The organism is Pseudomonas sp. N40(2020), assembly GCF_014472415.1.
GTDB lineage: Bacteria > Pseudomonadota > Gammaproteobacteria > Pseudomonadales > Pseudomonadaceae > Aquipseudomonas.
This window is the reverse complement of sequence record NZ_JACSZV010000013.1, coordinates 84,810-97,034: the sequence shown is the minus strand read 5'-3', so window position 1 is coordinate 97,034 and position 12,225 is coordinate 84,810. Positions and strand designations below refer to the sequence as shown.

The window sequence follows — 12,225 nt, the reverse complement described above, 5'->3', positions numbered from 1 at the left end:
CCCACCATGAGCAGCCCCCTGATCGTTCAACTGGACATGGCAGAATTCTGTGAGGCGGCCGATTTGTCGGACGTCTACGTGATCGAAATCGTCGAACACGGCATCCTCGAACCTCAGGGCGCGCAGCCCAGGGAATGGCGTTTCACCGATTACGAACTGACTCTGGCCAAACGCGCCGCCAAGCTGCGGCGCGATCTGGAACTGGAATGGGAAGGCGTCGCCCTGGCGTTGAATTTGCTGGAAGAAGTGAAGGAGCTGCGGGCCGAGAACCGCATGCTGCGTCAGCGGTTGGGTCGGCTGGTGGTCGAGTAGTTGTTTCCTGCTTGGACCTTTCTGGGCAGCACCACACTGAACCGCGTACCGTCGGCCTCATTCGAGGTCACTTCAATTGTTCCGCCATGCGCGTCGACCACTTGCTTCACGATAAACAGACCCAGCCCGAGACTGGTCGAGGGCTGTCCGAGCGTTTCGTCGGCGCTGCGCACCAGCGGATCGAAGATAGTGCCAATGGCCTCTTCGGCAATCGGCGTTCCATGGTTATGCACCGAGAGGCACACCACATCGACTTGGTCGTCCAGGGTGACGGTGACTTGGCAGGTATTTGAACCGTGCTGCAAGGCATTGCCGATCAGGTTTTGCAAAAGTTGATCCAGCCGTCCGGCATCCCATGTACCTCGGGTGTCGCCGTGGGCGTTCAGCGCTACGTCGCACTCCGGATTACCTGCACAGGCCTCGGCAATGGCTGTCCGCGCCGCGTCGGCCAGATCCATCGGCGCCGGCTCGATCGGCAGCGTCTTGCCGAGTCGGCTGCGAACCAGTTCCAGCAAGTCGCTGACCATCGCCGCCATGTGTCGCGCCCCCTGTTTGATGTTGAGCGCGCAAGTCAGTGCATCGCCTTCAAGGCGGGTTTTGCGTAACAGCAATTCGGTGGACATGCTCACCGCTTGCAACGGCGCGCGCAGGTCGTGGCCGAGGATCGCGAGGAAGATATCGCGCGAATGATTGACCTGCTCGGCGTAGGCCGCCGTCGACTCGGCCAGCGCTTCGTCGATGGCCTCGTTGAAACGGATCATGTCCTGGAAATAGCTGGTTTGCGGCGAATCGAGGCTCTCGACCCAGAGACGAATCACGCAGGCACGCAGGTGACGGAACTCACTGGTCATCTGCACCAGATCGAAGCCGACGGTGTGGCGCAATTCGCCGTGACTCGCCCCGGCCTCGTCCAGGCTCGGGGTTATGTCCGGGCCTTCGCCCTTGGCTTTGGCTGCCTGCTCTTTCGAATTCTGCGGTTTTTCCATATCCCGGGCAGCAGCCAGAAGGATTGCGCTGGCGTGATCACGCAAGGCCTGGCTGTCCATATGTTCGGCGGCGGGGGTGATAGTGCTGGCGAACTCCTCCCATTCATCAACGATACGATCCACGTGTTGCCTGATGAATTCGGATAGGCGCATGGCCGGTTCCTTTCTAGAGTGTTCGGGGATATTAGCCCCTTTGTACGCCGGTAAGTACTACCGTTTAGGGGGGAGGGGGCCAAACGGGCAGAGACGTCGTTTCTATCGGTTTTCCTGCTTTTGAAATTCACTATTGAGTCTGTTTGGCGCAGCGCTATTAACAGGATTTTGAATTTTAACTTCTTGGTTAAAGTGCTTAGTCTGCTTGGGTCTGATCTGGGGAAAAGGAACTTTCCTCGTCTGACAGTTGGTAAAAAGTTACAGATTTAAATAGGCAAAGTAATAACAAGGGCAATGACGCCTTTAACTCTTCAAGGATGAAAAACATGCCATTGAAACCGCCTTCCAAAGGCACCGTTACCGTTGATGTCCATACCCGCCCCAGGCAGACCCCCGATGGACAGCCCACCTTGCCCGACGCCTCGCACCGTGTCGATTTCGGCCCCTCCGGCAGCACCCCTCCACGTACACCCGGCGAGCCCGGCAGGACAACGCTGAACATCGACGCGGATGCTACGTCATCCGCGTTACCGGTTTCAGTGCGCGAAACACCGTCCTCCTCAGGCTCTCCCGCGATGCCGGATCAACGACCCTGGGCGGATTATCTGAGCAAGGTATCGGTCCAGCTGTTGCCACCGGCCGACGCACAGGGCCTGCGCACATTCAAGGGGCGTCGTTACGTCGAGGTGTCTGACGGCGCTGTGCATGTGGGCGCGGACCCTGAAACAGGACAATGGCGGGCCAAGCTGCCGAGCGAGCGTGAGCCCTCCGGCCCCGTGCTGGTTCGGGATGCCGACAGCCGTCTGTGGCGTCCGCTGGATGAGTCCGGATTTCCCGTTCTGCGCTCAACCCGGCGCAAGAGTTCTCTCGAAACGCCGCTGTCCGACGACGAATTTGAACTGGCGATGGAGTCACTGCCGACCCGGTCGCAGGAGCCGGACGATGTGTTCGAAATGGCCTCTGAATCCATGCCGATCGAACCGTATAGCGCACAGGAACTCGCGGTCATGAGGCAGGAGGTACGTTACACATCGATGAATAATCAATTGGGTTCCTACAACCGCGCCAACAACGGCAAGTACCCGATAAGGGACAGCCTCGGCAGGCCTGCACGCATTCGTTTTCTCGAGAGTGACGTCACGATTGAACCCGAGTCGCCGCATCTGCCTGTCGAGCACTACAAGTCCAGGCAAATCAGGCCCTTTATAAGATTTGAGGGTTATGAAGCCGTCGCCAGGCTTTATGACGAAAAGCTGCAACTGCGTCAGTTCACCGAGGCGGATATGAAAGTCCCGGGCGAACGCGCCTTGATTGGTCAGTCGATGGTGGTGGCGAACCGGCGGATCGCCAAGGGTGAAGTGGTTGGCGTGTACGGCGGAACCATCCGCTCGGCCAGGTTCCTGCACCCGACCGAGCAGGTATACACAATGATCATCGGCATGGATGTGGTCTTGAGGTCAGGCCAACTGGGGCCGGGAGCGGTCGCGATTGTCGGCGATAACATCATCTCCAGAATGAACACCAACTTTATTTATGACGCCACGGGCAAGCCCGTGCGGCAGGCGCGGGACGGTTACAACGTCAAACTGATCGGGTTTAACGTCGATGTGCAATTACCGGGACACGAGGTCACCGACCTTAAACGTTATTTGCTCAATACGGCGTTTGCCACTGAAGATATTCCCGCAGGCACCGAGCTCCGATGGGACTACAACTACACCGATGAGCACATGCAAATGCTCTTTCCATAAAGTTGAAATGGCCCTTCGGCGCGGGGTGAAACGCTCTGTTCAGGGTGAATACGGGCGTGATGCCCGTATTCACGACGGAGAGCGTTAAAACAGGAAGTAGCGCTGCGCCATTGGCAAGACGTCTGCCGGTTCGCACCACAGCAACACACCGTCGGCCTTGACCTGATAGGTCTGCGGATCGACATCGATGTTCGGCAGGTAATCGTTGTGGATCAAATCGGTTTTCTGCACCTCGCGGCAACCTTTGACCACGGCGATTTTCTTCTTCAGCCCCAGCGTTTCCGGCAATCCGGCTTCCTGCGCGGCCTGACTGATAAAGGTCAGGCTGGTGGCGTGCAGCGAACCGCCGTAGCTGGCGAACATCGGGCGGTAGTGCACCGGTTGCGGTGTCGGAATCGATGCGTTGGCATCACCCATCAGGCTCGCCGCAATGGCCCCTCCCTTGAGAATCAGCGTCGGTTTCACGCCAAAAAACGCCGGGCGCCAGAGCACCAGATCCGCCCATTTCCCTACTTCGATCGAACCCACTTCATGGCTGATGCCATGAGTGATCGCCGGGTTGATCGTGTATTTGGCGATGTAGCGTTTGGCGCGGAAGTTGTCGTTGCCTGCGCCGTCCTGGGGCAGCGGGCCGCGCTGCTTTTTCATCTTGTCGGCGGTCTGCCAGGTGCGCGTGATGACTTCGCCGACGCGGCCCATGGCCTGGCTGTCGGAGCTGATCATCGAGAACGCGCCAAGGTCATGGAGGATGTCTTCAGCGGCAATCGTCTCGCGGCGGATGCGGCTCTCGGCGAATGCCACGTCTTCGGCAATGCTCGGGTCGAGGTGATGGCAGACCATCAACATGTCGAGGTGTTCGTCGATGGTGTTGCGGGTGAACGGCCGGGTCGGATTGGTCGAACTCGGCAGCACGTTGGCAAAACCGCAGGCCTTGATGATGTCTGGCGCGTGACCGCCACCGGCACCTTCGGTGTGATAGGTGTGGATGGTGCGGCCCTTGAAGGCGCCGAGGGTGGTTTCCACAAACCCCGATTCATTGAGGGTGTCGGTGTGGATCGCCACTTGTACGTCGTACTGGTCGGCCACGTTCAGGCAGTTGTCGATGCTCGCCGGGGTGGTGCCCCAGTCTTCGTGCAACTTAAGGCCGATGGCGCCGGCCTTGACCTGTTCGATCAGCGGCTCCGGCAGGCTGGCGTTGCCCTTGCCGGTGAGGCCGATGTTCATCGGGAAGGCATCGGCGGCCTGGAGCATGCGCGCCAGGTGCCATGGGCCCGAAGTGCAGGTGGTGGCGTTGGTGCCGGTGGCAGGTCCCGTGCCGCCACCGATCATGGTGGTGACGCCACTCATCAGCGCTTCTTCGATCTGCTGCGGGCAGATGAAGTGGATGTGCGTGTCGATGCCGCCGGCGGTGAGGATCATGCCTTCGCCGGCGATCACTTCGGTGCTGGCGCCGATGGCAATATTCACGTTGGGCTGCACGTCCGGGTTGCCGGCCTTGCCGATCGCGGCGATGCGCCCGTCCTTGAGGCCGACGTCGGCTTTGACGATGCCCCAGTGGTCGATGATCAGCGCATTGGTGATCAGCGTGTCGACCACTTCGGCGGCAAGCAGTTGGCTCTGGCCCTGGCCGTCGCGGATGACTTTACCGCCGCCGAATTTCACTTCTTCGCCGTAGGTGGTGAAGTCTTTTTCGACTTCGATCCACAGCTCGGTATCGGCCAGGCGCACCTTGTCGCCGACCGTGGGGCCGAACATGTCGGCGTAGGCTTGTCTGGAGATTTTCATGCTGCGTCCTTCAGGAAAATAGTGGTGAGCCGTCGACCCTCACCCTAGCCCTCTCCCGGAGGGAGAGGGGACTGATCGCGGTGTGGCGGCTATCGGTGCTCGGCTCCCTCTCCCTCGGGAGAGGGCTGGGGTGAGGGGCAGCGGTGCGCACGCAATTCAGAGATCACCCATGACCCGCCCGGCAAAACCGAACACCCGTCGATGCCCGGCGTAATCCACCAGCTCAACCTCGCGACTTTGCCCCGGCTCGAAGCGTACCGCCGTGCCGGCCGGAATATTCAGACGCATGCCACGGCTGGCCGCGCGATCAAAGGTCAGCGCGTCGTTGGTTTCAAAAAAGTGATAGTGCGAACCCACCTGGATCGGCCGGTCGCCGCTGTTGGCGACTTTCAGGCTGACGGTGCGGCGGCCGACGTTGAGTTCGATGTCGCCGGGCTGGATCTGGTATTCACCGGGAATCATCACTGGGCTCCTTGCAGAATCTTGTAGTAGAGGGCGGTCGGTCGATACGTGCCGTTCGGATCGCAGGCGTAGTCGGGGATTTCGCCGGCGCGGGTGTAACCCAAGGCTTTGTAGAAGTCTTCAGCGGGGGAGCCGGCCTCGGTATCGAGGAACAGCATGCCGCGCTTGTGCTTGGGCGCTTCCAGTTCCAGCGCATGCATCAATTGCTGGCCGAGTCCGCGACGACGGGCGTGTTCACGCACCAGCAGTTTCTGCACTTCAGCGCGATTGAGACCGTTGGCCTTCTGGCACAGCCCCAGTTGCACGCTGGCTAGCACCTGCTCGTCCTTGACCACCACCCAGAGCAATACGCTGCCCTTGTTGACGTGGTCCTGCACATCATCGAAGTAGGCGCGGGCCTGGGCGGCGTCGAGGTCGGCCATGAAGCCGACACTCGCGCCATAGCCCACCGCATCGAGCAACAGATCGATCAGGCCCTGACGATAGTGCGCAAAACTTTCAGCGTTGACGCGGCGCAGTTGGGCGGCGTTCATCGGTGTCACTCCTTGTTGGCTTCGGGCGGCTCCGCGCCAGGGTTGAGGGTCAGTTGCATGAAGGTCAGATCGAGCCAGCGGCCGAACTTGGTGCCGACTTGCGGCATCTGTCCGGTGATGATGAAACCGGCACGTTCATGCAGACGAATAGAGGCGGCGTTGCCGCTTTCGATGGCGGCCACCATCACGTGCTTGCCGCAGTTTTTTGCCCGCTCGATCAGCGCCGTCATCAGTTGCGGGCCAAGACCGTTGCCGCGTTGGTCGCTGCGTACGTAAACCGAATGCTCGACGGTGTGGCGGAAGCCGTCGAAGGGCCGCCAGTCACCGAACGAAGCGTAGCCGAGCACTGTGTTGTCGATGTCGCAGATCACCAGAATCGGATAGGCCTGCGACTGACGGGCGCTGAACCACGCCTGACGGTTGCCGAGGTCCACGGCGGATTCGTTCCAGATCGCCGTGGTGTTGAGCACGGCGTCGTTGTAGATGTCGCGGATCGCCGGCAGGTCGGCGTGCAGCGCATCGCGAATGCTGTAAGTCATGGCGCGGCCTCAGACGATCGGTTGGTGGACGGTCACCAGTTTGGTGCCGTCGGGAAACGTCGCTTCGACCTGGATCTCCGGGATCATTTCCGGGATGCCTTCCATCACTTGTTCGCGGGAAAGCAGGGTGGTGCCGAAGTGCATCAGCTCGGCCACGGTCCGGCCGTCACGGGCGCCTTCGAGCAGCGCGGCGGAGATGTAGGCCATGGCTTCCGGGTAGTTGAGCTTCACGCCGCGAGCCAGTCGGCGCTCGGCGACGAGGCCGGCGGTGAAGATCAGCAGCTTGTCTTTTTCGCGTGGGGTCAGGTCCATTGTTGGAATCCAATATCGGCAGTTAGAAATGATTGAGACGTACGCTGCCTTCGGCAGCTCCTACAGGGGAATGCATTTCAGGTGTTCCAGATTCGTGGGGGCTGGGCTTCGCGTCCTAGCAGGGCGGGTCTGAGCAATCGCCACAAATCAATCAACCAGCCCCGCGCCAACAACGCCTCACTGGCCAGACACCTGGCAATCAAAAGCCCCGGCAGCTGCGTCAGATCCCCGCGCACTTCATGCCCCAGCGAGCGGCAGCGCTCAAGCAGTTCGGCATCAATTTCGCCAGTGACCAACAGCGTCGCAAACACCGGTTGCCCATCCAGCCCGATCGGCGAATCGAGCAAACCGTCACCGCCGACAATGCGCTGGCGTTCATGCCAGAGCAATCGACCATCGCGACGAATATCCAGGTGGCTCTGAAAGTGCCCGAGGTCGAAACGCTCGCCACTGGCCGGTCGACCCAGCGCAACCACATCCCAGTAGAACAGCCGCGCATCACCCTCAAGATCGATCGAGGTGGTCAGTTCAGCCTGAGCGGCGCTGTAGACGATGGTCTCTTGCGGCAGCCACTCCAGTGTCGCCCCGGCAGCCACCTTCAAGTCGAGCTTCTGAAAAGCGGGCCCCGCCGCGCGATACCACTTGGCTGCGCCGGGGCTGGTGATCTGTGCCCAGGCGTCTTGTTCGACACGGGCGCTGATATCGAGCCGATCACCGCCGGCAATCCCGCCCGGTGGATGGACGATGATGTGCTGACAGACCTCAGGGCCCTCGGCGTACAGATGCTTTTGCACCCGCAGCGGGCCGAGGTGGCGGCGCATGACCGGGCGCGTGCAGTCGCCGAAACAGGCGTAGGCCAGCTCCAGCTCGGCGTGCCAGCTCGGGGTAAACAGGGCAGGTGAGACAGTCGAGTTCATATTTTCTAATTATCGTTAGGAAGCTACAGGTTAGATGGTTACCAGCCCACGCACACCCTCGGCCTCCATATTTTCTCCGCGACCCTGCTGGACGATCTCGCCCCGGGACATCACCAGGTATTGATCGGCCAGTTCGGCGGCGAAATCGTAGAACTGCTCGACCAGCAGAATCGCCATGTCGCCGCGAGCCGCCAGTTTCTTGATCACCGCGCCGATCTCCTTGATCACCGACGGTTGAATGCCTTCGGTGGGTTCGTCGAGGATCAGCAAGCGCGGACGGCTGGCCAGTGCGCGACCAATCGCAAGCTGTTGTTGCTGGCCACCGGACAAGTCACCGCCGCGCCGCTGCTTCATTTGCAACAGCACCGGGAACAGTTCGTAGATGAACGCAGGGACTTCCTTGGCCTCGGAGCCGGGAAAACGCGACAGGCCCATCAGCAGATTTTCTTCCACGGTCAGCCGCCCGAAAATCTCCCGGCCCTGTGGCACATAAGCGATACCGGCGTGTACCCGCTGGTGTGGCTTGAACGTGGTGATCGGTTTGCCTTCCCAATTCACTGCGCCTTCCTTGGCCGGCAACAGGCCCATCAGGCATTTGAGCAGGGTGGTCTTGCCCACGCCGTTACGGCCGAGCAGGCAGGTGACTTCGCCGACCTTCACGTCAAACGTGAGGCCGCGCAGGATGTGGCTACCGCCGTAATACTGGTGCAGCTTGTCGACTTGCAGCATTCTCAAATTCTCCTCAAGTCCCAATGTAGGAGCTGCCGAAGGCTGCGATCTTTTGATCTTGTTGTGGAAGAGCAAGATCAAAAGATCGCAGCCTCCGGCAGCTCCTACAGGGGAAAGTCAGCGGCCGAGGTAAACCTCGATCACCCGCTCGTTTTCCTGCACCTGCTCAAGCGACCCTTCGGCCAGCACGCTGCCCTGGTGCAACACCGTCACATGGTCGGCAATCGAGCCGACAAAGCCCATGTCGTGTTCCACCACCATCAGCGAATGCTTGCCTGCCAGCGACTTGAACAACTCGGCGGTGAACTCGGTTTCGGCATCGGTCATGCCCGCCACCGGTTCGTCGAGCAGCAGCAGTTGCGGGTCTTGCATCAGCAACATGCCGATTTCCAGGAACTGCTTTTGGCCGTGGGACAACAGGCCCGCCGGGCGATTGACCGAGGTGGTCAGGCGAATGGTCTCCAGCACTTCGCTGATGCGATCTTTCTGCTCACCACTCAACCGTGCCCGCAAACTGGCCCACACCGACTTGTCGGTCTTCTGCGCCAGTTCGAGGTTTTCAAACACGCTCAGTGCTTCAAACACCGTCGGTTTCTGGAACTTGCGGCCGATGCCTGCCTGGGCAATCTGCACTTCGCTCATCTGTGTCAGGTCGAGGGTTTCGCCGAACCATGCCTTGCCGTGGCTGGGGCGCGTCTTGCCGGTGATCACGTCCATCAGCGTGGTCTTGCCTGCGCCGTTGGGGCCGATGATGCAGCGCAATTCGCCGACACCGATGTACAGGTTCAGATTGTTCAACGCGCGGAAGCCGTCGAAGCTGACGCTGATGTCTTCAAGCGTGAGGATCGTGCCGTGGCGGGTATCGAGGCCCGGGCCGACGCGTTGGCCGAGGCCGATGGAATCGCGGCTGGTGCCGGCGTCCTTGTTCGGCTCGACGGGGAAGAAGGCTGGCTCCAGCATGAATTCAGCGCTTGCCGTGACTCTCATGATTCACCTCGTTTCTTCAGCAGACCGATCACGCCTTTGGGCAGGTACAGGGTCACGACGATGAACAGCGCGCCGAGGAAGAACAGCCAGTATTCGGGGAACGCCACGGTGAACCAGCTCTTCATGCCGTTGACCACACCGGCGCCGAGCAAAGGCCCGATCAGCGTGCCACGACCGCCAAGGGCGACCCACACTGCCGCTTCGATCGAGTTGGTCGGCGACATTTCGCTCGGGTTGATGATCCCCACTTGCGGCACATACAGCGCACCGGCCAAACCACACAGCACCGCGCTCAATACCCAGACGAACAGCTTGAAACCACGCGGATCGTACCCGCAGAACATCAGGCGATTTTCCGCATCGCGCAGTGCAGTCAGCACCCGGCCGAACTTGCTCTGCGCCAGACGCCAGCCGATAAACAGACTCGCCACCAGCAGCAGTACGGTCGCCAGAAACAGCACCGCGCGAGTGCCCGGTTCAGTGATGCCGAAGCCCAGAATCGTGCGGAAATTGGTAAAACCGTTATTGCCGCCGAACCCGGTTTCGTTGCGGAAAAACAGGAGCATGCCGGCGAAGGTCAGAGCCTGGGTCATGATCGAGAAATACACGCCCTTGATCCGCGAACGGAAGGCGAAGAAACCGAACACCAGCGCCAGCAAACCCGGCGCCAACACCACCAGGCACATGGCCCAGACAAAGCTGCTGGTGCCGGTCCAGTACCACGGCAATTCTGTCCACGACAGGAAGGTCATGAACGCCGGCAAGCCATCACCGGCGGCCTGACGCATCAGGTACATGCCCATCGCATAACCGCCGAGGGCGAAGAACAAGCCATGGCCGAGGGACAACAGACCGGCGTAACCCCAGACCAGATCCAGCGCCAGCGCGACGATGGCGTAGCAGAGGATTTTGCCGACCAGCGTCAGGGTATAAGCCGAGACGTGCAGCGCGCTGTCCGGCGACAACAGCGAAAGCAACGGCAATGCGATCAGTAACGCGAGAATCACCGCGCCGATGGCAATCGTGACTTTCGGGCCGGCCTTTTGCGTGGCCGTGACTAACAGAGGCTGGTTCATCAGTCGATCACCCGTCCTTTCAGTGCGAAGAGGCCTTGCGGACGTTTCTGGATAAACAGAATGATCAGCGCGAGGATCAGGATCTTGCCGAGCACCGCACCGATCTGCGGTTCAAGGATCTTGTTGGCGATACCGAGGCCGAACGCCGCGAGCACGCTGCCGGCCAACTGGCCGACACCCCCGAGCACCACCACCAGGAACGAGTCGATGATGTAGCTCTGACCCAGGTCCGGGCCGACGTTGCCAATCTGGCTCAGCGCTACACCACCGAGGCCGGCGATGCCCGAGCCAAGTCCGAAGGCGAGCATATCGACACGCCCGGTCGGCACACCGCAGCAAGCGGCCATGTTGCGGTTCTGGGTGACCGCGCGGACGTTGAGGCCCAGGCGAGTCTTGTTCAGCAGCAGCCAGGTGAGGACAACCACAAACAGCGCGAAGGCGATGATGACGATGCGGTTGTACGGCAGCACCAGATTCGGCAGCACTTGAATGCCGCCGGACAGCCACTCCGGGTTCGCCACTTCGACGTTTTGCGCACCGAACAGCAGGCGCACCAGCTGAATCAGCATCAGGCTGATGCCCCACGTCGCGAGCAATGTTTCCAATGGTCGCCCGTAGAGGTGGCGAATCACCGTGCGCTCCAGCGCCATGCCGATGGCGGCGGTGACGAAAAACGCCACCGGCAGCGCGATCAGCGGATAGAACTCGATGGCCTGCGGGGCGTAACGCTGGAACATCAGCTGCACCACATACGTCGAGTAGGCACCGAGCATCAGCATCTCGCCGTGGGCCATGTTGATCACGCCGAGCAAGCCGAAAGTGATCGCCAGCCCGAGGGCCGCCAGCAGCAGGATCGAACCGAGCGACATACCGCTGAATGCCTGACCGAGTATTTCGCCGATCAGCAGTTTGCGTTTGACCTGGGCGAGGCTGGTTTCGGCGGCCGTGCGCACGCCAGCATCGGCTTCGACGCCGGGTTCGAGCAAGCCTTCGAGGCGGGTGCGGGCCAGTGGGTCGCCGGTTTCACCGAGCAGACGCACGGCGGCCAGACGCACCGCCGGATCGGTATCGACCAATTGCAGATTGGCTAACGCCAGGCTCAGAGCGGCGTGGACACTTTCATCTTTTTCGCCAGCGAGTTGCTGGTCGAGGAATTTCAGCTGCGCGGGTTTCGCGCTTTTCTGCAATTGCTGCGCGGCAGTCAGACGGATTTTGGCGTCGGCGGCGAGCAATTGGTGGCTGGCCATGGCGGTGTCGATCAGACCCCGCAGGCGGTTGTTCAGGCGCAGGGTTTTTGGTTGGCCGTCGACGGTCAGTTCGCCTTGTTGCAGGGCGTTGATCAGTTCGATACGGGCCGGGTCGGGCTGCGCGGCCCAGGCTTCGAGCAGTTTGGCCTGCTGCACGGGATTGGCCGCGACAAAGTCTTCGGCGTCACCGGCAAAGGCAGCCATCGGCAATAGCAGTGCGATGGCCAGAAACAAGCGGTATATGGCAGTGGGCATTAGTGGTGTCCTGTTCAACCGCCCCCTCACCCTAACCCTCTCCCGGAGGGAGAGGGGACTGACCGAGGTGACTGGGCGATGTGCTGCAACTTGCAAATTCGAGTCGAACTCACGCTTTGAAAAGCACAAAGATCGGCTCCCTTTCCCCCTCGCCCCCTTGGGGGGAGAGGGCTGGGGTGAG

13 protein-coding genes are annotated in these 12,225 nt (G+C 60.8%); 2 read left to right on the top strand and 11 right to left on the bottom strand.

Features of this window, described 5'->3' with window-relative positions:
• Positions 1-6: 6 nt before the first annotated feature.
• Positions 7-312, top strand: coding sequence for a chaperone modulator CbpM (locus tag IAI51_RS11285; RefSeq protein WP_187678555.1), 306 nt, complete (start codon positions 7-9; stop codon positions 310-312).
• Here the strand turns inward: IAI51_RS11285 and IAI51_RS11280 are convergent.
• Positions 282-1,451 (bottom strand): sensor histidine kinase, encoded by a 1,170-nt coding sequence (locus tag IAI51_RS11280; RefSeq protein WP_187678554.1) that lies wholly within the window; start codon positions 1,449-1,451, stop codon positions 282-284. The two genes, IAI51_RS11285 and IAI51_RS11280, sit on opposite strands and share 31 nt — an antisense overlap.
• A gap of 326 nt (positions 1,452-1,777) precedes the next feature.
• Between IAI51_RS11280 and IAI51_RS11275 the strand changes: the two genes are divergently transcribed.
• Complete coding sequence (locus IAI51_RS11275) at positions 1,778-3,202, top strand: hypothetical protein (protein WP_187678553.1); 1,425 nt, start codon at positions 1,778-1,780, stop codon at positions 3,200-3,202.
• Positions 3,203-3,286: 84 nt separating this feature from the next.
• Here the strand turns inward: IAI51_RS11275 and ureC are convergent, their stop codons facing one another.
• The 10 genes from ureC to urtB all read right to left on the bottom strand — a co-directional run bounded on the left by ureC (position 3,287) and on the right by urtB (position 12,044).
• Entirely contained in the window at positions 3,287-4,987 is a 1,701-nt protein-coding gene (ureC, locus tag IAI51_RS11270) for an urease subunit alpha (RefSeq protein WP_187678552.1), read from the bottom strand.
• Between the two features lie 156 nt (positions 4,988-5,143).
• Entirely contained in the window at positions 5,144-5,449 is a 306-nt protein-coding gene (locus IAI51_RS11265) for an urease subunit beta (protein WP_007915947.1), read from the bottom strand.
• Complete coding sequence (locus IAI51_RS11260; protein WP_187678551.1) at positions 5,449-5,982, bottom strand: GNAT family N-acetyltransferase; 534 nt, start codon at positions 5,980-5,982, stop codon at positions 5,449-5,451. The genes IAI51_RS11265 and IAI51_RS11260 overlap by 1 nt, the downstream gene beginning before the upstream one ends.
• 5 nt (positions 5,983-5,987) lie before the next feature.
• Positions 5,988-6,521, bottom strand: a complete 534-nt coding sequence (locus IAI51_RS11255; protein WP_187678550.1) for a GNAT family N-acetyltransferase — start codon at positions 6,519-6,521, stop codon at positions 5,988-5,990.
• A 9-nt stretch (positions 6,522-6,530) separates the two neighbouring features.
• Positions 6,531-6,833 (bottom strand): urease subunit gamma, encoded by a 303-nt coding sequence (gene ureA, locus IAI51_RS11250; RefSeq protein ID WP_008085431.1) that lies wholly within the window; start codon positions 6,831-6,833, stop codon positions 6,531-6,533.
• Positions 6,834-6,910: 77 nt separating this feature from the next.
• Positions 6,911-7,750: an urease accessory protein UreD gene (locus IAI51_RS11245; protein ID WP_187678549.1), complete on the bottom strand. Its 840-nt coding sequence runs from the start codon at positions 7,748-7,750 to the stop codon at positions 6,911-6,913.
• Between the two features lie 30 nt (positions 7,751-7,780).
• A complete protein-coding gene (gene urtE, locus IAI51_RS11240) occupies positions 7,781-8,479 on the bottom strand; it encodes an urea ABC transporter ATP-binding subunit UrtE (protein ID WP_008031204.1) in 699 nt (232 codons plus the stop codon).
• Between the two features lie 117 nt (positions 8,480-8,596).
• Entirely contained in the window at positions 8,597-9,466 is an 870-nt protein-coding gene (gene urtD / locus IAI51_RS11235; protein ID WP_008078129.1) for an urea ABC transporter ATP-binding protein UrtD, read from the bottom strand.
• Positions 9,463-10,542 carry an urea ABC transporter permease subunit UrtC gene (gene urtC, locus IAI51_RS11230; protein ID WP_187678548.1) on the bottom strand — a complete coding sequence of 360 codons (1,080 nt, stop codon included), beginning with the start codon at positions 10,540-10,542 and terminating at the stop codon, positions 9,463-9,465. The genes urtD and urtC overlap by 4 nt, the downstream gene beginning before the upstream one ends.
• Positions 10,542-12,044 (bottom strand): urea ABC transporter permease subunit UrtB, encoded by a 1,503-nt coding sequence (urtB, locus tag IAI51_RS11225; protein ID WP_187678547.1) that lies wholly within the window; start codon positions 12,042-12,044, stop codon positions 10,542-10,544. The genes urtC and urtB overlap by 1 nt, the downstream gene beginning before the upstream one ends.
• Between the last annotated feature and the right edge of the window lie 181 nt (positions 12,045-12,225).